This is a genomic window from Duganella caerulea, assembly GCF_040362985.1.
Taxonomy (GTDB): domain Bacteria; phylum Pseudomonadota; class Gammaproteobacteria; order Burkholderiales; family Burkholderiaceae_D; genus Rugamonas; species Rugamonas vulcania.
On sequence record NZ_BPWJ01000003.1, the window covers coordinates 687,906 to 710,551 of the forward strand.

27 protein-coding genes are annotated in these 22,646 nt (G+C 64.0%); 19 read left to right on the plus strand and 8 right to left on the minus strand.

The window, feature by feature from the left end; genetic code table 11:
• Positions 1-777, plus strand: a complete 777-nt coding sequence (locus tag ACUJB0_RS12245; protein WP_008445963.1) for a hypothetical protein — start codon at positions 1-3, stop codon at positions 775-777.
• A 14-nt stretch (positions 778-791) separates the two neighbouring features.
• Positions 792-1,664, plus strand: coding sequence for a hypothetical protein (locus ACUJB0_RS12250; RefSeq protein ID WP_444845463.1), 873 nt, complete (start codon positions 792-794; stop codon positions 1,662-1,664).
• 4 nt (positions 1,665-1,668) lie between these two features.
• Here ACUJB0_RS12250 and ACUJB0_RS12255 read toward each other — a convergent pair whose 3' ends face one another.
• On the minus strand, positions 1,669-2,565 hold the full coding sequence (locus ACUJB0_RS12255; RefSeq protein WP_444845464.1) for a LysR substrate-binding domain-containing protein: 897 nt from the start codon (positions 2,563-2,565) through the stop codon (positions 1,669-1,671).
• A 99-nt stretch (positions 2,566-2,664) separates the two neighbouring features.
• Between ACUJB0_RS12255 and ACUJB0_RS12260 the strand changes: the two genes are divergently transcribed.
• Positions 2,665-3,915 (plus strand): MFS transporter, encoded by a 1,251-nt coding sequence (locus ACUJB0_RS12260; protein WP_444845465.1) that lies wholly within the window; start codon positions 2,665-2,667, stop codon positions 3,913-3,915.
• Here the strand turns inward: ACUJB0_RS12260 and ACUJB0_RS12265 are convergent, their stop codons facing one another.
• Positions 3,916-4,614 carry a hypothetical protein gene (locus ACUJB0_RS12265; RefSeq protein WP_444845466.1) on the minus strand — a complete coding sequence of 233 codons (699 nt, stop codon included), beginning with the start codon at positions 4,612-4,614 and terminating at the stop codon, positions 3,916-3,918.
• 119 nt (positions 4,615-4,733) lie between these two features.
• Between ACUJB0_RS12265 and ACUJB0_RS12270 the strand changes: the two genes are divergently transcribed.
• Together ACUJB0_RS12270 and ACUJB0_RS12275 are read left to right on the plus strand one after the other, a co-directional pair.
• The gene (locus ACUJB0_RS12270; RefSeq protein WP_444845467.1) at positions 4,734-5,492 is read left to right on the plus strand and encodes a DUF1223 domain-containing protein; all 759 of its coding nucleotides are present in this window, start codon (positions 4,734-4,736) and stop codon (positions 5,490-5,492) included.
• A 129-nt stretch (positions 5,493-5,621) separates the two neighbouring features.
• The gene (locus tag ACUJB0_RS12275) at positions 5,622-5,957 is read left to right on the plus strand and encodes a hypothetical protein (protein WP_444845468.1); all 336 of its coding nucleotides are present in this window, start codon (positions 5,622-5,624) and stop codon (positions 5,955-5,957) included.
• A gap of 67 nt (positions 5,958-6,024) precedes the next feature.
• On the opposite strand, the gene ACUJB0_RS12280 is transcribed toward ACUJB0_RS12275, so the two are convergent.
• From ACUJB0_RS12280 to ACUJB0_RS12290, 3 genes are read right to left on the minus strand one after another with little or no spacing between them, the layout of a single operon-like run.
• Positions 6,025-6,822 carry a hypothetical protein gene (locus ACUJB0_RS12280; RefSeq protein WP_444845469.1) on the minus strand — a complete coding sequence of 266 codons (798 nt, stop codon included), beginning with the start codon at positions 6,820-6,822 and terminating at the stop codon, positions 6,025-6,027.
• On the minus strand, positions 6,822-8,051 hold the full coding sequence (locus ACUJB0_RS12285) for a CaiB/BaiF CoA transferase family protein (protein ID WP_444845470.1): 1,230 nt from the start codon (positions 8,049-8,051) through the stop codon (positions 6,822-6,824). The genes ACUJB0_RS12280 and ACUJB0_RS12285 overlap by 1 nt, the downstream gene beginning before the upstream one ends.
• Positions 8,052-8,087: 36 nt before the next feature.
• Positions 8,088-8,867 carry a M48 family metalloprotease gene (locus tag ACUJB0_RS12290; RefSeq protein ID WP_444845471.1) on the minus strand — a complete coding sequence of 260 codons (780 nt, stop codon included), beginning with the start codon at positions 8,865-8,867 and terminating at the stop codon, positions 8,088-8,090.
• A gap of 58 nt (positions 8,868-8,925) precedes the next feature.
• On the opposite strand from ACUJB0_RS12290, the gene ugpQ reads away from it, so the two are divergent.
• The 9 genes from ugpQ to ACUJB0_RS12335 all read left to right on the plus strand — a co-directional run bounded on the left by ugpQ (position 8,926) and on the right by ACUJB0_RS12335 (position 17,366).
• A complete protein-coding gene (ugpQ, locus tag ACUJB0_RS12295; RefSeq protein ID WP_444845472.1) occupies positions 8,926-9,678 on the plus strand; it encodes a glycerophosphodiester phosphodiesterase in 753 nt (250 codons plus the stop codon).
• Positions 9,679-9,745: 67 nt separating this feature from the next.
• Positions 9,746-12,355: an alanine--tRNA ligase gene (gene alaS / locus ACUJB0_RS12300; protein WP_444845473.1), complete on the plus strand. Its 2,610-nt coding sequence runs from the start codon at positions 9,746-9,748 to the stop codon at positions 12,353-12,355.
• A gap of 231 nt (positions 12,356-12,586) precedes the next feature.
• Positions 12,587-12,814, plus strand: coding sequence for a sulfurtransferase TusA family protein (locus tag ACUJB0_RS12305; RefSeq protein ID WP_161084504.1), 228 nt, complete (start codon positions 12,587-12,589; stop codon positions 12,812-12,814).
• A 174-nt stretch (positions 12,815-12,988) separates the two neighbouring features.
• Positions 12,989-13,738 carry an electron transfer flavoprotein subunit beta/FixA family protein gene (locus tag ACUJB0_RS12310; RefSeq protein WP_161084473.1) on the plus strand — a complete coding sequence of 250 codons (750 nt, stop codon included), beginning with the start codon at positions 12,989-12,991 and terminating at the stop codon, positions 13,736-13,738.
• A 54-nt stretch (positions 13,739-13,792) separates the two neighbouring features.
• Complete coding sequence (locus tag ACUJB0_RS12315) at positions 13,793-14,725, plus strand: electron transfer flavoprotein subunit alpha/FixB family protein (RefSeq protein ID WP_161084472.1); 933 nt, start codon at positions 13,793-13,795, stop codon at positions 14,723-14,725.
• Between the two features lie 75 nt (positions 14,726-14,800).
• Positions 14,801-16,591 (plus strand): acyl-CoA dehydrogenase, encoded by a 1,791-nt coding sequence (locus ACUJB0_RS12320; RefSeq protein WP_444845474.1) that lies wholly within the window; start codon positions 14,801-14,803, stop codon positions 16,589-16,591.
• Positions 16,592-16,777: 186 nt separating this feature from the next.
• A complete protein-coding gene (locus ACUJB0_RS12325; RefSeq protein WP_444845475.1) occupies positions 16,778-16,900 on the plus strand; it encodes a hypothetical protein in 123 nt (40 codons plus the stop codon).
• A gap of 59 nt (positions 16,901-16,959) precedes the next feature.
• On the plus strand, positions 16,960-17,148 hold the full coding sequence (locus tag ACUJB0_RS12330; RefSeq protein ID WP_444845476.1) for a type II toxin-antitoxin system HicA family toxin: 189 nt from the start codon (positions 16,960-16,962) through the stop codon (positions 17,146-17,148).
• The gene (locus ACUJB0_RS12335) at positions 17,145-17,366 is read left to right on the plus strand and encodes a type II toxin-antitoxin system HicB family antitoxin (RefSeq protein WP_161095900.1); all 222 of its coding nucleotides are present in this window, start codon (positions 17,145-17,147) and stop codon (positions 17,364-17,366) included. The genes ACUJB0_RS12330 and ACUJB0_RS12335 overlap by 4 nt, the downstream gene beginning before the upstream one ends.
• On the opposite strand, the gene ACUJB0_RS12340 is transcribed toward ACUJB0_RS12335, so the two are convergent.
• The 3 genes from ACUJB0_RS12340 to ACUJB0_RS12350 all read right to left on the minus strand — a co-directional run bounded on the left by ACUJB0_RS12340 (position 17,345) and on the right by ACUJB0_RS12350 (position 19,458).
• On the minus strand, positions 17,345-18,343 hold the full coding sequence (locus ACUJB0_RS12340; protein WP_444845477.1) for a proline dehydrogenase family protein: 999 nt from the start codon (positions 18,341-18,343) through the stop codon (positions 17,345-17,347). The genes ACUJB0_RS12335 and ACUJB0_RS12340 overlap by 22 nt on opposite strands.
• 82 nt (positions 18,344-18,425) lie before the next feature.
• Positions 18,426-19,013: an outer membrane lipoprotein gene (locus ACUJB0_RS12345; protein ID WP_444845478.1), complete on the minus strand. Its 588-nt coding sequence runs from the start codon at positions 19,011-19,013 to the stop codon at positions 18,426-18,428.
• A gap of 16 nt (positions 19,014-19,029) precedes the next feature.
• Positions 19,030-19,458 (minus strand): TM2 domain-containing protein, encoded by a 429-nt coding sequence (locus tag ACUJB0_RS12350; RefSeq protein WP_444845479.1) that lies wholly within the window; start codon positions 19,456-19,458, stop codon positions 19,030-19,032.
• 219 nt (positions 19,459-19,677) lie between these two features.
• Here ACUJB0_RS12350 and rpsP point away from each other — a divergent pair, with 219 nt between their 5' ends.
• The 5 genes from rpsP (at position 19,678) to ACUJB0_RS12375 (ending at position 22,521) form a co-directional block, all read left to right on the plus strand.
• Positions 19,678-19,923 (plus strand): 30S ribosomal protein S16, encoded by a 246-nt coding sequence (gene rpsP / locus ACUJB0_RS12355; RefSeq protein WP_117015471.1) that lies wholly within the window; start codon positions 19,678-19,680, stop codon positions 19,921-19,923.
• Between the two features lie 14 nt (positions 19,924-19,937).
• Positions 19,938-20,516: a ribosome maturation factor RimM gene (gene rimM / locus ACUJB0_RS12360; protein ID WP_444845480.1), complete on the plus strand. Its 579-nt coding sequence runs from the start codon at positions 19,938-19,940 to the stop codon at positions 20,514-20,516.
• 21 nt (positions 20,517-20,537) lie between these two features.
• Positions 20,538-21,284, plus strand: coding sequence for a tRNA (guanosine(37)-N1)-methyltransferase TrmD (gene trmD / locus ACUJB0_RS12365; RefSeq protein ID WP_444845481.1), 747 nt, complete (start codon positions 20,538-20,540; stop codon positions 21,282-21,284).
• Positions 21,285-21,397: 113 nt separating this feature from the next.
• Positions 21,398-21,784 carry a 50S ribosomal protein L19 gene (rplS, locus tag ACUJB0_RS12370; RefSeq protein WP_008446022.1) on the plus strand — a complete coding sequence of 129 codons (387 nt, stop codon included), beginning with the start codon at positions 21,398-21,400 and terminating at the stop codon, positions 21,782-21,784.
• Between the two features lie 68 nt (positions 21,785-21,852).
• Complete coding sequence (locus ACUJB0_RS12375) at positions 21,853-22,521, plus strand: CoA pyrophosphatase (RefSeq protein ID WP_444845482.1); 669 nt, start codon at positions 21,853-21,855, stop codon at positions 22,519-22,521.
• Positions 22,522-22,646 lie beyond the last annotated feature (125 nt).

Genomic DNA, 22,646 nt, shown 5'->3' on the forward strand with positions numbered 1-22,646 from the left:
ATGACTGAAAAAAGTAATCTGCCGGCGTTGAGCAAGCAAGTGACCGAGCTGGTGCTTGCCGGCTCGCTGAGCCACGCCGAACAAGCCTTCGCCGAGGCGGCCGACCAGTTCGGCGACCTGGCGGTGGTGGAAGTGCTCAACAACATTCCGCCGCAGGTGACGGCGCTGCACATGGCCGGCTTCGACGGCGGCAAGATGTCGCTGGCGACCTTGCTGGTGCCGCCCAAGGCCTGGGCCGACAGCCTGGCGTTCTTCGCCGCGACCTGGCCGGACGATTTGATCGAGGACGATCCGGAGCGCATCGCCGAATCGCTGTTCGCGCACATCCATGGCGTGGTGTTCTCGACCGACGATGAGGAGCGCCGCCACGAGCTGCTGGCGGCTGCCTCGGCCACCGACCACGGCTCGACCGCGTTCGCGATCCTGTTCTCGATGGCGCCGAAGGAAATCCTGGAAGTGGCTGGCGAGATCATCTCCAAGGGCCCGTACCTGACCGGCCAGACCTCGTCCGACAACGACGTGGTTCCGCTGGCGATCGCGCTGGCGCAGGCGTCGGAAGACGGCTGGGACCGCGCGCTGTTCGAGCTGTTCCCGGAGTTCCGCCACAGCGCCGACCTGGCCGACGCCGAGTTCAGCGACGACCCGGACGACGAGCCGACCTTCCTGCAGCGCTCGACCAAGGAACTGCTGTACCGCTTGCGCAAGCAGGTTCCGTCCACGCGCAGCGCCGCCAAGCCCGGCTCGCGCCGCAGCCTGGGCACCGGCATTTTCTCGTGATGGGTGCCTGATACATGCTGCCAGCAATTGTCGTAGAAAATTTACCGCGCCTGACCCGCGCCATCCAGCAACTGGCCACCCATCCCGACGATGACGCCGCTTATGCATTGGCCGATGAACTGACCGGCATCACCGCGATGGTGGCCGAGAAGTTCACGAACGACCGCACCGCCGACGGCATCCAGAAGGCCATGCAGCTGACGGTGGGCGGCGTGTCGCTGGGGCTGGACCACGCGCTGATGCACGAGGGCGACCTCGCGGCGCTGGACTTCCTGGTCGAGCACGGCGCCGAGCATGCGTTCCAGATCGGCTTCCGGCTGATCAAGGAGCTGTCAGCCTTGCCGGAGGATGCGCTGGTCGGCGAGTACGATACCGATCCGGTGTATGCGGCGCGGCGTCTGCGCGACCTGTTCATCGACCTGTGCCAGACCGATCCGAATGAAAACTGGAACGGCCTGGAGCGCTACGAGGTCATGCTCAAGCAGCGCAAGGATGTGCAGGCCGTGGTGCGCCTGGCCGGCTGGCTGCGCCGCCACAACAGCGAAGGCCCGGTCAGCGATACCGACCTCAACGCCGAGGGCGTGATCGCGCTGGCCGTGATCTTCGCCATCGAGGGCGGCGGGCGCGTGGTGGCGCGCACCGGGCAGAAGGAGTTCGAGCGCTTCGTCAAGGCGGTGCGCAAGGCCAAGCCGGACTATGAGGAAGGCTGGGCCGCGCTGGTGGCCAAGGTGCCGGTGCAGCATCATCCGGTGCTGCTGGACCGGATCGCCAGCTACCGCAACAGCTGCACGGTGATCCAGAACATCAAGGGCCGCACGGCCATGAAGACCTTGTTCGCGGAGCTGGAGAACTACGCCGGCTCCGAGCTGGACGCGGACTACAACTAAGCTGCTACTGAGCGGCGGCGGCCTCGGTCGCCACCGCGAGGAAGGCCGCCACCAGCGGCGAGATCTCGTCCTTGCGCTGCGCCAGCAGCAGCGTGGTGGTGGCTTCCGGATCGGCCAGCGGGCGGTAGCACACGCCGCCCATACGCATGATGCTGAACGAGGCCGGCAGCACCGAGATGCCGCAGCCGGCCGCCACCAGGCCGATGATGGTCGACGCTTCGTTCGCCTCCATCGCGATGGTCGGCATGAAGCCCACAGCCCGGCACAGCCGGAAAATCTGATGATAGATCCCGGTGCCGGCCGTCTTCGGATACATCACGAACGGCAGTCCCCGCAGGTCGCCGATGGCGACCGCCTTTTTCTTCGCCAGCGGATGGGCTATCGGCAGCACCAGCGTCAGCGGGTCGTGCCGCAGCACCGTCATGCTGACCGTGTCGGTCACCGCCACTTCGGGCGGGCGCACCAGTCCCAGATCCAGTTCCCGGTTGGCGATGGCCTCGATCTGCGGCACCGTCGACAGCTCGCGCAAGGTCAGCGTCACGCCCGGATAGCGCTGGCGGTAGCGGTTGACCACGGTCGCGAACAGCGGCGTCAACGGCGTGGAGAAGGTGAAGCCCACGCGCAGTTCGCCCGCCTCGCCGCGCTCGGCCCGGCGCGCGGTCTGCACCGCCTGCTCGGACAGCGACAGCACGCGGCGCGCGTCGTCCAGGAACAGCTTGCCCGCCTCGGTCAGGCGCACCCAGCGCTTGCTGCGCTCCAGCAGCTGCGCGCCCACTTCGGCCTCCAGCATCTGGATCTGATGGCTCAGCGGCGGCTGGCCGATATGCAGACGCTCGGCCGCGCGCGTGAAGCTGAGCTCCTCGGCGACGGCGACGAAGTAGCGCAGGTGGCGGAGTTCCATTATCTTTTTTAAGTATGAGTAACGGATTAAATATATATTGGACAGTGATTCAGCGCAATCCTAAGATGAAGACATCGTACCTCCGAAGAGATAGTCACCATGTCGTTGAGCGCCGCCGCACTACCTGCCACTCCCGCGCCATGCCGTAGTGTGCCGCACATCGCCGCCGGCAGTCCCGAATTCAAACGCAGCAGCCGGGCACTGTTCTTCGGCGGCTTCTCGGCGTTTGCGTTGCTGTACAGCGTACAGCCCTTGATGCCGGTGTTGTCGCATGAGTTCGCGCTGAGCGCGGCGCAGAGCAGCATGGTGCTGTCGGTGTCGACCGGGGCGCTGGCGGTGTCGCTGGTGGCGTCGAGCGCGCTGTCGGAGCGCATGGGGCGCAAGCCGCTGATGGTGGCGGCGATGGTGATCTCGGCGCTGCTGACCATCCTGTGCGCGTTCGCGCAGAACTACACGCAGCTGCTGGCGATGCGCGCCATGCTGGGCGTGGCGCTGGGCGGCATGCCGGCGATCGCCATGGCTTACCTGGGCGAGGAGATGGAGCCGACGTCGCTGGGCTTGTCGATGGGGCTGTACATCAGCGGCAGCGCGTTCGGCGGCATGTCGGGGCGGGTGATCGCGTCGGTGTTGAGCGACCACTTTTCGTGGCGGCTGGCGCTGGCGGCGGTGGGCGTGGCCGGGCTGCTGGCGGCGTGGGAGTTCTGGCGGTCCTTGCCGGCGTCGCGGCATTTCGTGCCGGTGTCCAGCGCGTGGCGCACTTTCCCGGCAGGCTTCAAATTGCATCTGTCCGATGCGGGCTTGCCCTGGCTGTTTTCGCTGTCCTTTTTGCTGATGGGGAGTTTCATCAGCCTGTACAACTACATCGCCTACCGCTTGCTGGCCGCGCCGTTCAACCTGAGCCAGAGCCTGGTGGGGGCGGTGTCCTTCATGTATTTGCTGGGGATTTATGGCTCGGTGTGGGCCGGGCGCCTGGCCGACCGCTATGGCCGCCGCCGCGTGCTGTGGGCGGTGATGACGATCATGATCACGGGCTTGCTGCTGACCTTGTCCGATTGGATGCCGATGCTGGTGCTGGGCATGGCGTTGTTCACCTACGGCTTCTTCGCCTCGCACTCGATTGCCAGCAGTTGGGTGGGACGGCGCGCCGCCAGCAACAAGGCGCTGGCCTCGGCTTTGTACCTGTTCTTCTACTATCTCGGTTCCAGTGTGGTGGGTTCGGCCACCGGCGTCATGTGGGGACGCGGCGGTTGGCCTGGCGTGGTGCTGGTGCTGGGCTGCGCGCTGATGCTGGCGATGCTGGTGGCGCTGCGCTTGCGCAGCCTGCCGCCGCTGGCGCAGGCCGAGCGTTAGTCACTTCGGGCAGTTGGTGTAGGACTTCTTGCCGTCCGCGTGGATGATGATGCAGTAGGTGGCGATGGCTGTGACAATCTTGTAGGTGCGGGTTTTGTTCTCGCCGTCGGGCGTGCTTAGTTCGATGATCTTGGCGGGTTGGTACCACTTCGGCGGCACGGCCTCGTGAGCCGCGTTGATGCCGCGTTCCAGGCGGGCTTGCTTGCTGTCCGGCGCCGCAGCCGGGGTGCGCTCGGGGTAGGCGGCGCGCAATTCCTTGTCTATCTTTCTCACGTCCAGCCTGGCCTGGTTCAGGATGTCGCTGGCGCTTGGCGGGCGCGGCGCGGTTGGAGCCTGCGCGAACGGATCGTCGGCAGGGCTGGATGCTGATGCCGGTGGGATTTCTGGCGTTTCCGCCGGTGTCGCGGGCGGGGGCGGGATGTCGGCTGGCTTGAGCGGCGTGATGGCTTTCGGCGCTGTGGCTTTTGCTGCTGTCGTTGCCGCCGCCGCTGCGTTGGGCTGCGGCGTGGGTTTGACCGCTGGCTTGGGCTGGCTCTTGGCGCTCGGCTGCGTCAGCGGCAGCAGCCACTGCATCGCCTCGCGCGGCGCGCGCGGTGCGTCGGCGGGATGCTGGCGCTGCATGAAGGCGTAGATGATCGCTACATGCAGCAGCCCGGTGAGGAGCATTCCCGGCAGGTGGCGTGGTCGATTTCTGATCATGCCGGGAGAATAGCTTGCAAAATGAGTATCTGTTGGTTTTGTCACAAGTCCTTACAAAGCCTGTAAGTTTGCCGGCGGTGGCGCGACCAAGGTGCATCACTCATCGCCCTGGAGTCATCGTGAAGCATCTCATCCTGAGCCTGGCCGCTGCGGCCTCGCTGAATATTCCGCCGGCATTGGCTGCGGGCTGCAGCGCGCAGAGTCCGGCGTACCGCATCGCCTTGCTTGAGCTGTACACCTCGGAGGGATGCAGCAGTTGTCCGCCTGCCGATCAATACGTTAGCGGCTTGCGCGCAGATGGTGTGACTGCGCAGCAGGCCGTGGTGCTGTCCGAGCATGTCGACTACTGGAACTACATCGGCTGGAAGGATCCCTTTTCTAGCAAAACCTTCACCGACCGCCAGCGCTGGCTGAGCGACCTGGCCGGCTCGCGCACGATCTACACGCCGGAGATTTTTGTCGGCGGCAAGGAGCAGCGCGGCTGGCCGCGTGGCGTGGTCGATGCGGTCAAGCGCTCCAATGGTTTAGCGGCGCAGGCAGATATCGGCATCGCTCTGGATGCTGCTGGCGCTGGTGGGCTGGCGGTCAGCGTGACGGCCAAGTCGGCGCGCGAGGGCAAGCTGTTCATCGCGCTGGTCGAGAGTGGTGTAGCGAGCCATGTGAAGGCGGGCGAGAACAGCGGGCGTCTGCTGCGCCATGACTTCGTGGTGCGCGAGTGGCTGGCGCCGGTGCCGCTGGTGTCGGGCGGCGCGGTGGTCAGCAGGACGCTGGCCTTGCCTGCCGGCGCGGTGGCAAGCAGGCTGGGCATCAGCGCCTTCGTGCAAACGGACAAGGGCGAGGTGTTGCAGGCGCTGGCGCTGCCCGTTTGCGGCGGCTAAATGTGACGACGCGCTGATCTGCATCAGCGCGCTGTGGTTTTGCGCGCGCGCCGCTGAAACTGGCGGCGGCCTCCACTGTCGAATCTGCACTGGCACGCCTGTGCCTGATCAACGGAGGAGGGCTACATCATGCTGCACGCGAACGATATCGAGCATCGGTTTCATTTATTGGAGCAAGCGATAGGACAGGCTTCGCAGGCCTGCTCGGCCGAGCGCAACGTTCCTGGCGAACTGCGCGACAGTGTCCAGCGTCTGGACCGGCATTCGGATACGGCGAAGGAGGTGCTGCTGTCGCAGGACCAGCCGCGCATCCACAAGCTGATGCACGACATGGAGCGGCTGTCAGAGCGGGCTCGGCAGGTATGCATCAACGTCCCGCACCTGTCCGCGCACATGCGCGGCGCGGTGAGCTATATGCACGGACAGCTCATGGAACTTAAACGGGATTTGCGTATCAATAATTAACGACACGGAGGCGGGCCGACTTCGCCGCCGGCCCGTGATGATCCGCTCCGAGGGGGAGCGGAAACGTTCAAGAGAATGAGTCTTTCGGTATCACATGCCTGAACGTCGGCTCGATGTTTTTGGCGTGCAGGTGGTGGATGATGTCTTCCAGCGTCGCGTCCTTCAACAGCAAGCCGGCCGGGATGGCGTGCGTCGCGGGTGCTGCCGCTTTGTGCGGGCGCTCCTTGCCTTGCGGCGGATGCAAGGTGGCGATCGCTTGCGTGAATTGCTTGTCGCTGATGCTTTGCAGCCCTTCCAGGAACGCGGCTTGCGCGGCGTAAGGCGGCATCATCTCCAATCCAATCTCATCGGCGAACGAGGCGCCCATGCCGGGATTGATGAACGCGGCCCACGTATTGCTGGCCACATGCAAACACGGCGGCAACTCGGCCGTGGTGCTGGTCAAGGTGTCGGGTCGCAGGCCGATCTCTTCGTTCGGAATATCGGGGAAGTAGGTCCTGCGCAGCAGGTGCAGGAAGTGCTGCGCCTGGTTCAGCGGCACCGGCGTCTCCAGCGACAACCACAGCGAATAACCCGCGCCACCGCTGATGCTGACCGCCGGCGCAGGCAGGCCCAGCTGATCCTGCAGCGCGTTCGCCACGCCGCACAGACGGTCCCAGTGCTGCAGCGCCGGCGCGTCGCCCATGCGGTTGAAGTCGATGATCAGCGCGCGCACCAGGCCGTTGTCCGACACCAGATTCATGGCGATGGTCTTCTCGCCGCTCAGGTGCTGCGTCAGGATGTCCGCCGTCAGCGCGCCGGCAGGGAAGCACTCCTGGTCGACGAGCAGGTACAGCCGTTTCAGTTCCGCGATCAGCTTGTCCATCACAGCACCCCCTGTGCGCGCAGCGCCGCGATGTCGTCCTCGCTTTGGCCCAGCAGGCCGCGCAGGATCTCGTCGGTGTGCTGGCCCAGCAGCGGCGGGGCGACCGCGTTGTCGGTCGGCGTCAGCGACATCTTCATCGGGCTGCGCACCAGCTTCGTGCTGCCGGCGGTGGGATGCGGCACCTCCATCACCAGTTCGCGCGCCAGCACCTGCGGGTTTTTGTAGACATCGTCGAGATTGTTGATCGGGCCGCACGGCACGCCCACCGCTTCCAGTTTCTCGATCCAGAAGTCGCGCGGCTGCGCCAGCACCATGTCCGCCAGGATCGGCACCAGCTCGTCGCGGTGCTTCACGCGCAGCGGGTTGGTGGCGTAGCGCTCGTGCATGGCGAGGTCGGCGCGGCCGCCCACTTCGACGAACTTCTGGTACTGGCCGTCGTTGCCGGTGGCGACGATGATGTAGCCGTCCGCGCACTGGAAGGTCTGGTACGGCACGATGTTCGGATGCGCGTTGCCCCAGCGCTTGGGCGGCTTGCCGCTGTTGAGGTAGTTGCTGCCCATGTTGGCCAGCATCGCCACCTGCACGTCCAGCAGCGCCATGTCGATGTACTGGCCTTCGCCGCTGCGGTCGCGGTGGGTCAGCGCGGCCAGGATGGCGATGGTGGCGTACATGCCGGTCATCAGGTCGGTCAGCGCCACGCCGGCTTTCTGCGGGCCGCCGCCGGGCAGGTCGTCGCGCTCGCCGGTGACGGACATCAGGCCGCCCATGCCCTGGATCAGGAAGTCGTAGCCGGCGCGGTGCGCGTACGGGCCGTCCTGGCCGAAGCCGGTCACTGAGCAGTAGACCAGGTCGGGCTTGATGGCTTTCAGCGATTCATAGTCGAGGCCGTAGCGCTTGAGCTGGCCCACCTTGAAGTTCTCCAGCACCACGTCGCAGTGGCTGGCCAGCTCGCGGATCAGGGCCTGGCCGTCGGCGCTGGCGATGTCGATCGTGACCGAGCGCTTGCCGCGGTTGGCGGCCAGGTAGTAGGCCGCTTCGGTGGTGTCGTGGCCAGCGGCGTCCTTGGCGTAGGGTGGACCCCAGGCGCGGGTGTCGTCGCCGCTGCCGGGACGTTCGATCTTGATGACGTCGGCGCCGAGGTCGGCCAGATTCTGCGAGCACCACGGTCCCGCCAACACGCGGCTCAGGTCGAGGACGCGGATATGGCCTAGCGCTTTTGGAGCTGTCATGATGTGTGTAACCTTTTGAGTAATCCGATCAGGCCGCTAGTGTAGTGGCTCGCCCGGTGCTTGCACATAATTTTTTTGCAAGGTGGCGGCCAGTTCGCGCGCGGCTTGCCAGCGCAATTGCGGTGACGGGTAGTCGGGCTTGCTGCGGCGGGGCGAGACGCTGCCCCGGTACATCTTCTTGAAGTAGCCCGCCAGTTGCGCCGCCGGCCAGCCGGCGCGCCACGCCAGCAACATGCCTTCGCGGTCGGCTTCGACTTCCTGCTCGTAGTTGGTGAGCGCCAGCTGGTCCATCAGGCCGCTGTCATTGTCGACCGCGTGTTCCAGCTCCAGGAACGGGCGGCCGGCCCAGCGCGGATCCAGCCGCAGCGCCTGCTGGTATTCCTTCAGGTTGTGGCGCAGGGCGGCGTGTTCGATCTCGTGCGCCAGCAGCATGGCCAGCTCGGCGTCGTTCAGTTCCAGACGCTGCACGTAGGCCAGGCTGACCAGGATTTTGCCGCCCGCCATGCAGTCGGCGTTCTGGTCGGGGGTGTTGGTGGTGTGGACTTCCCAGGCCCAGTCCGCCGTTTCCGGATAGTCGCGCCGGGCGCGGGCGATCAGCGTGGCGGCGATGGCGTTGACGCGGGCGGTGAAGCGGGCGTCGCCGTCGAGCACGTGGTCGTTCAGGCGCGCGGCGTAGACTTCGGCGGCGCGGGCGATGACCATCTGCTGCGTCAGGGCGGCGGCGTCCTGCGCGGCGGCGAGGACGGGCGCGCAGACCAGCAGCACGAGCAGCGCACGCAACAGCGCGCGGCCGGCCCGGCCCAGCCTAGTTGACACGGTCCGCATTCGTGGTAGTGTTGACATCGTTTCCATAACAGCTTTCGAGGCATCCACCATGTGGCCCTACCCAAAAATCGTTGCACACCGCGGCGGCGGCACGCTGGCGCCGGAAAACACCATCGCCGGCCTGCGCGCCGGCCTGGCCTACGGCTTCCACGCGGTCGAGTTCGACGTCATGCTGTCGCGCGACGGCATCGGCATGGTGATGCACGATCCCGACTTCGGCCGCACGGTGGCGGGGCAGGGCAGCGTGGCCACGACCGACGCCATCGACCTGTCCGCCATGGACGCGGGCAGCTGGTTCGGGCCGCAATTCCGCGACGAGCCGGTGCCATTCTTCACCCAGTTCATCGATTATTGCAAGCAGCAGCGTATCTGGATGAACGTGGAAATCAAGCCGGCCGACGGTTTCGAGCACGAAACCGGCAGCTGGGTTGCAAAAATCACACGCGAGCACTACGCCGCCGAGATCGCCGCCGGCGACCCGGCCGCCGTGCCCTTGCTGTCCTCGTTCAGCTTCGAGGCGCTGGCCGCCGCCCGCGACGCGGCGCCCGAGCTGCCGCGCGGCTATTTGCTGGACACCATCCCCGCCGACTGGCAAGCGCAGGCGCGCGAACTGGGCGCGGTGGCCATTCACACCAACCAGAAGCACCTCACGCGCGAGCTGGCGGCGCAGATCAAGGCGGCCGGCTATGGGCTGTTTTGCTACACCGTCAACGATCCAGCGCGGGGCAGGGAGATCCTGTCCTGGGGCGTGGACGGGTTCTGCACCGACCGCATCGATTTGATCGGCCCCGCTTTCGCCTGAGACCCTTTGGCCGTCACGGTCATATATAATCAACCCTTTGCATCTGCCAGCTACCACTGCTTACGACATGAAATCATCTGAAATCCGCGACAAATTCCTCAAGTTTTTTGAATCCAAGGGTCATTCGATTGTCCGTTCCAGCTCCCTGGTGCCTGGCAACGACCCGACCCTGCTGCTGACCAACAGCGGCATGGTGCAGTTCAAGGACGTGTTCACCGGCACCGACAGTCGTCCGTACACCCGCGCCACCTCCGTGCAGCGCTGCGTGCGCGCCGGCGGCAAGCACAACGACCTGGAAAACGTCGGCTACACCGCGCGCCACCACACCTTCTTCGAAATGCTGGGCAACTTCAGCTTCGGCGACTACTTCAAGCGCGACGCCATCAGCTTCGCGTGGGAACTGCTGACCAAGGTCTACGGCCTGCCGGTCGAGAAGCTGACCGTGACCGTCTACCAGGAAGACGACGAAGCCTACGACATCTGGGCCAAGGAAATCGGCGTGCCGACCGAGCGCATCATCCGCATCGGCGACAACAAGGGCGCGCGCTACGCGTCGGACAACTTCTGGCAGATGGCCGACACCGGCCCGTGCGGTCCGTGCACCGAGATCTTCTACGACCACGGCGCCGACATTCCAGGCGGCCCTCCAGGCTCGCCCGACGAAGACGGCGACCGCTTCATCGAGATCTGGAACCTGGTGTTCATGCAGTTCAACCGCGACGAAGCGGGCGTGATGCACAAGCTGCCGAAGCCGTGCGTCGACACCGGCATGGGCATGGAGCGCCTGGCCGCCGTGCTGCAGCACGTGCACTCGAACTACGAGATCGACCTGTTCCAGCACCTGATCAAGGCCGCCGCGCGCGAAACCGGCGCCACCGACCTGGAAAACAAATCGCTGCGCGTGATCGCCGACCACATCCGCGCCGCCGCGTTCATGATCGTTGACGGTGTGATCCCTGGCAGCGAAGGCCGCGCCTACGTCCTGCGCCGCATCATCCGCCGCGCGCTGCGTCACGGCCACAAGCTGGGCCAGACCAAGCCGTTCTTCTACAAGCTGGTGGCCGACCTGGCGATCGAGATGGGCGCCGCCTATCCGGAGCTGGAAGAAGCCAAGGACCGCGTGGCCCAGATGCTGAAGGCCGAGGAAGAACGCTTCGGCGAGACCCTGGAGACCGGCATGAAGGTGCTGGAAGCCCAGCTGGCCAAGGACGGCAAGGGCATCGACGGCGCCACCGCCTTCACCTTGTACGAAACCTACGGCTTCCCGCCGGACCTGACAGCCGACATCTGCCGCGAACGCAATATCGAGTTCGACCAGGTTGGCTACGACGCCGCGCTGAAGGAAAGCCAGGAGCTGTCGCGCAAGGGCGGCAAGACCACCAAGGATGCCAAGGTCGAGTACTCGGGCGAGAAAAACAAATTCGTCGGCTACGACAACCTGACCCACAGCAGCAAGGTCGTGGCGCTGTACGCGGCCGGCACGCCGGTGCAGGAACTGAAGGCTGGCCAGGCCGGCATCGTGGTGCTGGACACCACGCCGTTCTACGCCGAATCCGGCGGCCAGGTGGGCGACCAGGGCGTGATCAGCTCGGGCGCGGCGCAGTTCAGCGTCAGCGACACGCTGAAGATCCAGGCCGATGTATTCGGCCACCACGGCGTGCAGGACTCCGGTTCGCTGAAAGTGGGCGACGCGGTCAGCGCCAACGTGGACGAAGCCAAGCGCGCGCGCACCATCCGCAACCACTCGGCCACCCACCTGATGCACAAGGCCTTGCGTGAAGTGCTGGGCTCGCACGTGGCGCAGAAGGGCTCGCTGGTCGATCCCGACAAGACCCGTTTCGACTTCAGCCACAACGCGCCGCTGACGGCCGAGCAGATCGCCGAAGTGGAAGCCAAGGTCAACAAAGAGATCCTGGAAAACCAGGCGACCAAGGCGCAGCACATGTCCTTCGACGACGCGGTCAAGCACGGCGCGATGGCGCTGTTCGGCGAGAAGTACGGCGACGAAGTGCGCGTGTTGGACATCGGCTCGTCGAAAGAGCTGTGCGGCGGCGTGCACGTGCACCGCACCGGCGACATCGGGCTGTTCAAGATCACCGGTGAAGGTGGCGTCGCAGCGGGTATCCGCCGTGTCGAGGCCGTGACGGGCGAGGGCGCGCTGGCGCTGGTGCAATCGATGAACCGCCGCCTGCTGGACGCTTCGGCCGCGCTGAAGTCGACGCCGGAAGAACTGACCGCGCGTATCGGCCAGGTGCAGGACCACGTCAAGGCGCTGGAGAAAGAACTGGCCGCGCTGAAATCGAAACTGGCTTCGGGCCAGGGCGACGAGCTGGCCACGCAGGCGGTGGACGTCAACGGCATCAAGGTGCTGGCTGCCGTGCTGGAAGGCGCCGACGTGGCGCGCCTGCGCGAAACCATGGACAAGCTGAAGGACAAGCTGAAGACCGCCGCCATCGTGCTGGCCAGCGTGGCCGACGGCAAAGTCAGCCTGATCGCGGGCGTGACGGCGGACGCCACATCCAAGGTCAAGGCAGGCGAACTGGTGAACTTCGTCGCACAACAAGTGGGCGGCAAAGGCGGCGGACGCCCCGATATGGCGCAGGCCGGCGGCACCGATCCGAGCGGTTTGCCAGCGGCGCTGGCGGCTGTTCCGGCATGGGTGGGCGAACGCGCTTAAGTTGCCTCAAAGCCTTGTAATGCAGTAACTATGCGGCCTGCGTGTCTCACGCAGGCCGTTGTCGTCTGGAGGTGGCTGTTGTATACTTGCCAGTTCCCGTTGCAAACTTGCAACGCACTACGAACTATTTTGGTGCAGCGCGTCATGCGATCCGTTTTGGAGTAGTATGACGTCAGTCCTAACAAAACATGCGGGTTCTTGATGAGCGACACGATACTTGAAAACGAAATCATGGAATTCCACAAAGAACTCGACGCGCGCGGCCTGAACTGTCCGCTGCCGATCCTCAAGGCCAAGAAAGCCTTGTCCGAGTTGCAAAGTGGCGAAGTCCTGCGCATCATGGCGACCGACCCTGGTTCCGTGCGCGATTTCCAGGCATTCGCCAAGCAGACCGGCAACGCCCTGTTGTCGCATGTCCAGATCGGCCGCGAATTCGTGTTTTTGATGCGGCGCAAATAATCCCCCTGCGTCTTTTTTTCTAGAAACATCGTCTAACAGATTTATTTTTTAGACGATTTCTACTAGCTAAAAAACGCACGATCGTGCTTTATTTTCTTGTGCGCGCTGAATTTCTCATATAATCTAGCCCACATAATTTAGTCCCGAACTCTTACTTTTTCCAAAGGCATAGCTATGAAAGTCTTGGTACCCGTCAAACGCGTGGTCGACTATAACGTCAAGGTGCGCGTCAAGTCCGACGGCACGGGCGTTGATATTGCCAACGTCAAAATGTCGATGAACCCATTCGATGAGATCGCGCTGGAAGAAGCGATGCGCCTCAAAGAAGCCGGCAAAGTGACCGAAGTGGTCGCCGTATCGTGCGGCGTGACCCAGTGCCAGGAAACCCTGCGCACCGGCATGGCCATCGGCGCCGACCGTGGCATCCTGGTGGAGACCGCCGTTGAACTGGAACCGCTGGCCGTGGCCAAGCTGCTCAAGGCACTGGCCGAGAAAGAGCAGCCACAACTGATCATCCTGGGCAAGCAGGCGATCGACGACGACTCCAACCAGACCGGCCAGATGCTGGCGGCGCTGCTGGGCTGGCCGCAAGCGACGTTCGCGTCGAAAGTGGTGCTGGAAGACGGCAAAGTCACCGTGACCCGCGAAGTGGACGGCGGCCTGGAAACCCTGGCGCTGACCCTGCCTGCCATCGTCACCACCGACCTGCGCCTGAACGAGCCGCGCTATGTGACGCTGCCGAACATCATGAAGGCCAAGAAAAAACCGCTGGATGTGACCAAGCCAGAAGACCTGGGCGTCGATGTGACCCCGCGTCTGAAAACCCTGAAAGTCGTCGAGCCAGCCAAGCGCTCGGCCGGCATCAAGGTCCCGGACGTCGCCACCCTGGTCGCGAAACTGCGCACCGAAGCCAAAGTCATCTAAGAACTTCGTTGTCGTCCCGGCGGAGCCGGGACGGGAATAATCAAAGGAAAAATCATGGTCGCATTAGTTATCGCTGAACACGACAACGCTAGCCTGAAAGGCAGCACCCTCCACACCGTGACCGCCGCAGCCCAATGCGGTGGCGACGTGCACGTCCTGGTCGCTGGCTCGAACGCCGGCGCCGCCGCCGCAGCCGCCGCGCAAATCGCCGGCGTGTCGAAAGTGATCGTCGCCGACGCTCCTTACTTCGCCGACGGCCTGGCCGAGAACATCGCCGAGCAAGTGCTGGCGCTGGCCGGTTCGTACAGCCACATCCTGGCCCCAGCCACCGCCTACGGCAAGAACATCCTGCCACGCGTGGCCGCCAAGCTGGACGTGGCGCAGATCTCGGAAATCACCAAGGTCGATTCGCCGGACACCTTCGAGCGTCCTATCTACGCCGGCAACGCGATCGCCTACGTGCAATCGTCGGACAAGGTCAAGGTCATCACCGTGCGCTCGACCGGCTTCGACGCCGCTGCCGCCACCGGTGGTTCGGCAGCGACCGAGACCGTCGCCGCTGTTGCCGACCTGGGCAAGTCGGCCTTCGTCGGCCGCGAGCTGGCCAAGTCGGACCGTCCTGAACTGACCGCCGCCAAGATCATTGTTTCCGGCGGCCGCGGCATGGGCTCGGGCGAAGCGTTCAAGATCCTGGAACCGCTGGCGGACAAGCTGAACGCCGCCATGGGCGCCTCGCGCGCAGCGGTCGACGCCGGCTACGTGCCGAACGACTGGCAGGTTGGCCAGACCGGCAAGATCGTCGCGCCGTCGCTGTACATCGCTGTCGGCATCTCCGGCGCGATCCAGCACCTGGCCGGCATGAAGGATTCCAAAGTGATCGTCGCGGTCAACAAGGATCCCGAGGCGCCGATCTTCTCCGTTGCCGACTACGGCATCGTGGGCGATCTGTTTGAAATCGTGCCGCAACTGGTTGCAGAACTGGGCTAATTCACCCGTTATGAACACAGGGCCACGCTGATCCGGATGACCGGATTGCCGTGGCCTTTTTCTTGGAGACATAAGATGCCGTATCAAGCACCCCTGAAAGACATGCTGTTCGTGATGAACGAACTGGCCGACCTGGCCGGCGTCAACGCGCTGCCGGGCAATGAGGACGCGACCCCGGACACGGCCGAAGCCGTGCTGGAAGAAAACGCGAAGTTCGTCGCCAACGTGGTGGCGCCGCTGAACAATCCGAGCGACAAGGAGCCGAGCTGGTGGCACGACGGCCAGGTCACCACCTCCAAGGGCTTCAAGGAAGCCTTCAAGGCCTTTGCCGAGGCTGGCTGGCAGGGCGTGCAGCATCCGGTGGAATTCGGCGGCCAAGGCCTGCCCAAGTTGCTGGCGACGCCATGCATCGAAATGCTCAACGCCGGCAGCATCTCGTTCGCGCTGTGCGCGCTGCTGTCGGACGGCGCGATCGAAGCGCTGCTGACCGCAGGCAGCGACGAGCAGAAAGCCATCTACCTGGAGAACCTGGTGTCGGGCAAATGGACCGGCACCATGAACCTGACCGAGCCGCAAGCCGGCTCCGACCTGGCCGCCGTGCGCACCCGCGCGGTGCCGCAGGGCGACGGCACCTACAAGGTGTTCGGCACCAAGATCTTCATCACCTACGGCGAGCACGACTTCACCGAGAACATCGTCCACCTGGTGCTGGCGCGCACGCCGGACGCGCCCGCTGGCGTGAAGGGGATTTCGCTGTTCATCGTGCCGAAGTTCCTGGTCAACGCCGACGGTTCGCTGGGCGCGCGCAACGACGCGCATTGCGTGTCGATCGAGCACAAGCTGGGCATCAAGGCCAGCCCGACCGCCGTGCTGCAATTCGGCGATCATGGTGGCGCCATCGGCACGCTGGTGGGCGAGGAGAACCGTGGCCTGGAGTACATGTTCATCATGATGAACGCGGCCCGCTTCGGCGTCGGCATGCAGGGCATCGGCCTGGCCGAGCGCGCTTACCAGAAGGCGGTGGCGTTCGCCAAGGACCGCGTGCAGTCGCGCGACCTGGCCGGCTCGGCTGGTCCGGTGTCGATCATTCATCATCCGGACGTGCGCCGCATGTTGATGTCGATGCGTTCGCAGACCGAGGCGGCGCGCGCGCTGGCCTACGTCGGCGCCGGCATCAGCGACGTGGCGCATAGCCACGCCGACGCCGAGGTGCGCAAGGCCAACCTGGCGGTGTACGAGTACCTGGTGCCGGTGATCAAGGGCTGGTCGACCGAGATGTCGCAGGACGTCACGCGCGACGGCGTGCAGGTGCATGGCGGCATGGGCTTCATCGAAGAGACCGGTGCGGCGCAGCACTATCGCGATGCGAAGATCCTGACGATCTACGAAGGCACGACCGCGATCCAGGCCAACGACCTGGTTGGCCGCAAGACCGTGCGCGACGGCGGCGCAGTGGCGAAGAGCATCATCGCCCAGGTGCGCGCGACCGAGGCGCAACTGGCCGGCGTGGACAGCGCGGACTTCAAGGCCATCCTGGCGCAGCTGTCGTCCGGCAGCAAGGACCTGGAAGCGGTGGTGGACTTTGTGGTGGCCAACGTCAAGAGCGACATCAAGGGTGTGTTCGCCGGCAGCGTGCTGTACCTGAAGTTGGCCGGCCTGGTGCTGGGCGGCTGGCAGATGGCGCGCGCGGCGCTGGTGGCGCAGCAGAAGCTGGACGCCAACGAAGGCGACGCCAGCTTCTACAAGGCCAAGATCGCCACCGCGCGCTTCTTCGCCGACCACATCCTGTCGCAAGCCTCGAGCCTGCGCACCGCCATCATCGACGGCAGCGCCGGCGTGCTGGCCTTGAGCGAAGACCAGTTCTAAACCCGTCTTAAACCACTGGGGTCAAGTCTGACATTCGGACACGAGCCCTACCGTAGGCGCCTGCTTACGGTAGGGCTCGTGTCCGAATGTCAGACTTGACCCCATTTTTTTTAGTCGTCGAGGTTGGCTTTGACTTGTAGTAGCAGGCTGTGCAGCGTTTGCTGCTGCTCGGCGCTCAGGCCCTTCATGGCTTGCGTGTTCAGCGCCTCGGCCTGGCGCTTGATCTTGTGCTGGATGGAGCACCAGATCCGCGCCGCCGCCTACTGGAAGCGCGGCGGCAGCAACTTCCACGCCACACTGGATGACTAAGGTCTTCGAAGCTTGCGGCATGTTGATGTGGCATGCGGCCGGTTCGCTAAGCTGGCTGAATGAAGGTGCGCGCCGTAATTAAAATGCTGGTGGAAGACGGTTGGGATATAGTGAATATCCAGGGGAGTCATCGTCAATTTAAACACGCCGTCAAAGCGGGGCGGGTTACGGTTCCCGGCAAGCTGAGTGACGATCTGGCGCCCGGTACGCTCAACAGTATTCTCAAGCAGGCAGGGTTGAAAAAATGAGTACCGTTCGTTACGCCATCGTTATTGAAAAGGCCGAGGGAAATTATTCGGCTTATGTGCCGGACTTGCCCGGCTGCGTGGCCACCGGCGCTACTGTGGCCGAAGCGGAATCCTCGCTCAGGGAAGCCATCGTTTTCCACCTCGATGGCATGCGCGAGGATGGTCTGCCCATCCCCGCGCCGGCCAGCATGGTCGCTTATGTGGACATCGCGGCCTGATTCGGGTTCATCACGTCGATGATGGCCTGGTAGACGCGCACCGGTTCTTCGGCGATGCGGTTGAGCACGTAGAGGAAGTGCTCGTCGCCGAACACGGCGTATTCTCGGGTGGGGAAGCCGCGCGCGTGCAGTTCGGCGATCTGCTCGGTGCCCAGGCCGATCAGCGATTCGAATTCGAACCAGCGCGGGTCGATGCGCTCTTCCAGAATCAGCGCGCTGAGGTCTTGCTGGATGCCGCGGTCGTGCGTGGCGATCGAGCACTTGTGGCCGCTCAGCAGCAGCTCGCGCGCGTGGCGGCGGTAGGCTTCCGCCAGTTCCGGACTGTTGCGGTGGTAGGAAATCTCTTCCGATTCGAGGAACGCGCCTTTCACCAGGCGGATGCGGCCGGGGATCTTCATCAGCGCCGGCAGGTCCTGGTCGGTGCGGTGGCGCTTGGCCGGCACGGTGATGCCGACGTTGTGCAAGCCATCTTCCTTGTGCAGCCGCGCGTAGATGGCGTAGATGTCGTCGGCGCGGTCGGCGCCTTCCATCGAGATCATCACTTCGCGGTTGATCTCGGCGGCGGCCAGCGCGATGCGGCGGGCGTTGCGGTAGCCCAGCTCCTTGTCCACCGTCAGGCCCACGTGCGACAGGTCGAACGATACCGAGCAGTTCAGGTTGCGCTGGCCGATGGCGCGGGTCAGCTCCATGAACACTTCCGTCTCCGCCATCGCGAAGCCTTCGTCGCGCACGCTCTCGCCCATGTATTCGGCCGAGGCCGCATGACCCTGGGCGATGATGTGCTCGACCCGCTGCAGGGCGTCGGCGACGGTGCGGCCGGCCACATAGCGCTGCGACACCTTGTGCATGTACGGCCGCAGCAGCGGGTCGTTGCAGAATTTTTCCTTGGCGCTCTCATCGAGCGCCAGCGTGCGCAGGGTGGTGGCGGCTTGGTCTACCAGCGGCTGCCATTGGGCGGGGAAGGCGGGTGGGTGCACGGGATCTCCAGTTGTGGTCGAATGGGCAAGAGGTGGTGGCGCGGGCGAAAAAAAACAGTCCGGAGACTGTTTTTTATTTTGCCTAGTTGCGGACCAGGTTGCCGTTGTCGTTGCGGACCCGGTCGCCGCTCAGCATGCGCGGGTCATGGTCGAAGTTGAAGCTGGCCTGCTTGCCGTCGTCGTACTGCACGTGCACGGTCCACTGCTTGGTGGACTTGGCGTTTTCTTCGATCTTCTTGCCGGCGTAGGCGCCGCCGGCCGCGCCGGCCACGGTGGCCAGTTCGCGGCCGTGGCCGCTGCCGACCTGGTTGCCCAGCAGGGCGCCTGCCACGCCGCCGGCGATCAGGCCTAGCGCGCTGCCTTCGCCGGCCTTGTCGCTGACCACGACCGAGGTGACCTTGCCGCATTCCATGCAGCTGCCGGGCTTGGCCGGGCTGGCCTTGAACTGGGCCTTGGCCAGCGCCATCGATTTGTCGTATTCGGTCTTGGCGTCGCGCGTGCATTGCATGCGCGCGGCCGATTCGCTTTCCTCCGAACACAGCTTCTTGTCTTCCGCGTAGCGCGTGGCGATGCGCTTGGATTCCGCGTTGAATTGCTCTTTGGGTGTTTGCGCCTGGGCGGTGGTGGCCAGGCCGGCCAGGGCCAGCGCCATCAGAATAGAACGGTTCATGCTTTTTCTCCTTATGTTAACCGTAGGAACCACCAGTGTACAACAAGTCAAACAGGCGGGAGATCGTGGCGATCAGGCCGCCGGCGCCCACCATCATGCTGGCCACCAGCACCACGGCCAGCGGCCAGTGGGTATCCGACTGCTTGCCGGAGCCGGGGTTGAAGCGGGCGTCCCATTTTTCGTCGGACATCAGGCCCAGCACCAGCGCTTCCAGGAAGCCGGCCAGGCCGGAGACCATGATGGGCAGCAGCTTGTAGAAGCTGTCCGCGTCCGGCCAGGCGGCGGACACGGCGGCCGCGGCGGGCAGGGCGGCCAGGTGCAGCCACAGCCAGGGGTCGCGCGGGCCGCGCAGGTACAGGCGCTGCAGGCCGAGGCCGCCCACCAGGAAGGCCAGCAGGGTGGCGAAGGTCTTGTTTTTGTGGGGAGTGTGGTGCAAAACAGTCATGTTTGTTCAGCAGTGGCCGGAAAACATGCAGTATCGGTCATAATACGGCCCCCGGCGGACCTTTTTTATGGTCGGAGCTCTTGCCCCGCACGCCGGATCGGGGGATAATCTTCGATTACCCCAACATTGCCCGATTATTTCATTAACGCTTGCTGCTTCGCGGCAAAGCGCGCTATAATTTGCGGCTTTTTCCGTCCTAGCACACTTTTTGGAAATATTATGGTCGTTATTCGTTTAGCTCGTGGAGGCGCCAAGAAGCGTCCGTTCTTCAACATCGTTGCAACCGACTCGCGCAATCGCCGCGATGGCCGTTTCATCGAGCGCATCGGTTTCTACAACCCGATGGCATCCGGTGGTGAAGTCGCTCTGCGCATCACCGCTGACCGTCTGGCTCACTGGCAATCGGTTGGCGCACAACTGTCGCCTACCGTGGCTCGCCTGGTCGCTTCGAACAAAGCTGCCTAAGTCTGGTTGCTGGTTTGACCGATAAGAATGCATCCGGGGTGCAAGTCCCCGACGATCTGGCACAGGTAGGCTTTGTCTTCGGTGCCTACGGCGTCGCTGGCTGGGTGAGGATACGTCCTTTCTCGGAAGATGCGGATGCACTCCTCGCGGTGAAAACCTGGTGGATCGACAAGCCAAGCTTGCACGATGTCGATGTCAAGCAGTGCAAACTGCATGGCGGCGACGTGGTGGCACAGTTGGTGGGAGTGACCGACCGGAACGTCGCAGAAGCGCTCAAGGGCGCAGCTGTTTCGATTCCGCGCAGTCGTTTCCCGGCCTTGTCCGACGATGAGTTTTACTGGGCCGAGTTGATCGGTCTGGATGTAGAGAATTTGCAAGGTGAGCACCTCGGTACGGTGACTGACATGATGAGCAATGGTCCGCAGTCGATCTTGCGCATACAGCCAGTCGTTAACCCCGAATCAGATGCTGCCGCCAAGGCGAAACCCGAGGTTGCGGCGCAGGAGCGCCTGATTCCATTTGTGGACGCGTTTATCATCAAGGTAGACAAGGCCGCCAAGAAGATCACTGTCGACTGGGGCCTTGATTATTAAAGAACATAAGGGCGGCCCGCCATGCAATTCGATGTCGTGACCCTGTTCCCTGAAATGTTCGCCGCACTGACGCAGTCGGGTGTCACCCGGCGCGCGTTTGAACAGAATAAATGTGGCTTGTCGTTGTGGAATCCGCGTGATTTCACCACGGACAATCACCGCACCGTGGATGACCGCCCGTATGGCGGCGGCCCCGGCATGGTGATGCTGGCCAAACCCCTGGAAGCGACGCTCAACGCGGCGAAGCAGCGCCAGATCGATGCCGGTCTGCCCGCGCCCCGCGTGGTGTTCATGTCGCCCCAGGGCAAGCAGTTGACGCACGAGCGTGTGATGCAGCTGAAGCAGGAACCCGGCTTGGTGATCCTGTGCGGCCGCTACGAGGCGGTGGACCAGCGTTTGCTGGACCGCTGCGTCGACGAGGAAATCAGCCTGGGCGATTTCGTGCTGTCCGGCGGCGAGCTGCCGGCGATGGCCTTGATGGATGCCGTGATCCGCCAGATTCCCGGCGTGTTGAACACGGATGCGTCGGCGGTCGAGGACAGCTTCGTCAACGGCCTGCTGGATTCGCCGCACTACACGCGGCCGGAAACGTACGAGGGTGTGGGCGTGCCGCCGGTGCTGATGGGCGGCAACCACGCGGAGATCGAGAAATGGCGCCGTCAGCGCATGCTGGAGGCGACCGCGCGCAAGCGCCCGGATTTGCTGGTCAAGGCGCGTGAGGCGGGGCTGCTCACCAAGCTTGATGAAAAGTTTTTGGCAGGTTTGTAAACCTGTTGTTGTAGCTAGCGGGCATGTCGCCCGCGTGTTTTAACCCCATCCTCTACTGGGCATCGAGCTTAGTCTCATAGCGCGCCAGCATGATGGTTTATGGAGTCATAAAAATGAATCTGATTCAACAACTCGAGCAAGAAGAAATCGCTCGCCTGGGCAAAAGCATCCCTGACTTTGCACCTGGCGATACCGTGATCGTCAACGTTAACGTAGTCGAAGGCACCCGCAAGCGCGCCCAGGCTTACGAAGGCGTGGTCATCTCCCGTCGCAACCGTGGCCTGAACTCGAACTTCATCGTTCGTAAGATCTCGTCCGGCGAAGGCGTCGAGCGTACCTTCCAGCTGTACTCCCCGCTGATCGCTTCGATCGAAGTGAAACGCCGCGGTGACGTACGTCGCGCTAAACTGTACTACCTGCGTGATCGTTCCGGTAAATCGGCACGTATCAAGGAAAAACTGCCAAACCGTCGCCCAGTGGCGAAAGCAACCGCTGCTTAATAGCCGCGTTTGTGTTTGGATAGAAGGGGCGCCATCGGTGCCCCTTTTTTTTATAGTGGAGGTGACGTTTGGCCAAGCCCCTGTTCAATCCGAAAGAACTTCCCGTAGACGCCATCGCCGGCGAGCCCGCCATCGCGCCGGAGCGCCTGACGTCCGAGTGGCTGCGCGGCCGCTTCACGGCGCCGCCGTTGTGGACGCCCGAGGGCGCCGAGGAATCGCTGGGCAGCCTGTCGCAGCGGCCAACGCCGACGCCTGCCTCGGTGCTGATTCCGCTGGTGCCGCGCGAGAGCGGCCTGACCATCCTGCTGACCCAGCGCACCGACCATTTGACGGACCACGCCGGCCAGATCAGCTTTCCCGGCGGCCGCGCCGAGGATTACGACCGCGACGCGGTCGACACCGCGCTGCGCGAGTCGGAGGAGGAGATCGGGCTGGCGCGCCGCCATGTCGACGTGCTGGGCACCTTGCCGCGCTACCTGACCGGCACCGGCTATTGCGTGACGCCGGTGGTGGGGCTGGTGGCGCCGCCGTTCGAGCTGACCGCCGATCCGTCCGAGGTGGCGGAAATCTTCGAGGTGCCGCTGGCCTTTCTGATGGATGGCTTGAACCACCAGCGCCTGTCGGTGCAGCTGCCGGGCGGGCGCCGCAGCTTTTATGCGATGCCGTACGGCGATTACTACATCTGGGGCGCAACAGCGGGCATGCTGCGCAACCTGTTCCATTTCTTGCGCGCATAGGCACACTACGCTATCGTAGCGGGCAACAATAAGTTTGCTTAGAAAGGCGCGCAGCTTCGTTGCAGCTCCTAGCCGTACAATTTGTACTGTCTTCGTCGCTGCGCCTCGCTGCGCGCCTTTCTAAG

What these genes read in the sequence shown, in the direction of transcription:
- ACUJB0_RS12280 (WP_444845469.1), bottom strand. Translation starts at nt 6,822, where the DNA reads ATGGACAAGCTGATCGCGGAACTGAAACGGCTGTACCTGCTCGTCGAC.
- rpsP (WP_117015471.1), top strand. Translation starts at nt 19,678, where the DNA reads ATGGTCGTTATTCGTTTAGCTCGTGGAGGCGCCAAGAAGCGTCCGTTC.
- rplS (WP_008446022.1), top strand. Translation starts at nt 21,398, where the DNA reads ATGAATCTGATTCAACAACTCGAGCAAGAAGAAATCGCTCGCCTGGGC.
- ACUJB0_RS12245 (WP_008445963.1), top strand. Translation starts at nt 1, where the DNA reads ATGACTGAAAAAAGTAATCTGCCGGCGTTGAGCAAGCAAGTGACCGAG.
- trmD (WP_444845481.1), top strand. Translation starts at nt 20,538, where the DNA reads ATGCAATTCGATGTCGTGACCCTGTTCCCTGAAATGTTCGCCGCACTG.
- ACUJB0_RS12250 (WP_444845463.1), top strand. Translation starts at nt 792, where the DNA reads ATGCTGCCAGCAATTGTCGTAGAAAATTTACCGCGCCTGACCCGCGCC.
- ACUJB0_RS12255 (WP_444845464.1), bottom strand. Translation starts at nt 2,565, where the DNA reads ATGGAACTCCGCCACCTGCGCTACTTCGTCGCCGTCGCCGAGGAGCTC.
- ACUJB0_RS12315 (WP_161084472.1), top strand. Translation starts at nt 13,793, where the DNA reads ATGGTCGCATTAGTTATCGCTGAACACGACAACGCTAGCCTGAAAGGC.
- alaS (WP_444845473.1), top strand. Translation starts at nt 9,746, where the DNA reads ATGAAATCATCTGAAATCCGCGACAAATTCCTCAAGTTTTTTGAATCC.
- ACUJB0_RS12325 (WP_444845475.1), top strand. Translation starts at nt 16,778, where the DNA reads ATGGCTTGCGTGTTCAGCGCCTCGGCCTGGCGCTTGATCTTGTGCTGG.
- ACUJB0_RS12345 (WP_444845478.1), bottom strand. Translation starts at nt 19,013, where the DNA reads ATGAACCGTTCTATTCTGATGGCGCTGGCCCTGGCCGGCCTGGCCACC.
- ACUJB0_RS12330 (WP_444845476.1), top strand. Translation starts at nt 16,960, where the DNA reads ATGAAGGTGCGCGCCGTAATTAAAATGCTGGTGGAAGACGGTTGGGAT.
- ACUJB0_RS12275 (WP_444845468.1), top strand. Translation starts at nt 5,622, where the DNA reads ATGCTGCACGCGAACGATATCGAGCATCGGTTTCATTTATTGGAGCAA.
- ugpQ (WP_444845472.1), top strand. Translation starts at nt 8,926, where the DNA reads ATGTGGCCCTACCCAAAAATCGTTGCACACCGCGGCGGCGGCACGCTG.
- ACUJB0_RS12310 (WP_161084473.1), top strand. Translation starts at nt 12,989, where the DNA reads ATGAAAGTCTTGGTACCCGTCAAACGCGTGGTCGACTATAACGTCAAG.
- ACUJB0_RS12305 (WP_161084504.1), top strand. Translation starts at nt 12,587, where the DNA reads ATGGAATTCCACAAAGAACTCGACGCGCGCGGCCTGAACTGTCCGCTG.
- ACUJB0_RS12350 (WP_444845479.1), bottom strand. Translation starts at nt 19,458, where the DNA reads ATGACTGTTTTGCACCACACTCCCCACAAAAACAAGACCTTCGCCACC.
- ACUJB0_RS12265 (WP_444845466.1), bottom strand. Translation starts at nt 4,614, where the DNA reads ATGATCAGAAATCGACCACGCCACCTGCCGGGAATGCTCCTCACCGGG.
- ACUJB0_RS12320 (WP_444845474.1), top strand. Translation starts at nt 14,801, where the DNA reads ATGCCGTATCAAGCACCCCTGAAAGACATGCTGTTCGTGATGAACGAA.
- ACUJB0_RS12335 (WP_161095900.1), top strand. Translation starts at nt 17,145, where the DNA reads ATGAGTACCGTTCGTTACGCCATCGTTATTGAAAAGGCCGAGGGAAAT.
- ACUJB0_RS12285 (WP_444845470.1), bottom strand. Translation starts at nt 8,051, where the DNA reads ATGACAGCTCCAAAAGCGCTAGGCCATATCCGCGTCCTCGACCTGAGC.
- ACUJB0_RS12260 (WP_444845465.1), top strand. Translation starts at nt 2,665, where the DNA reads ATGTCGTTGAGCGCCGCCGCACTACCTGCCACTCCCGCGCCATGCCGT.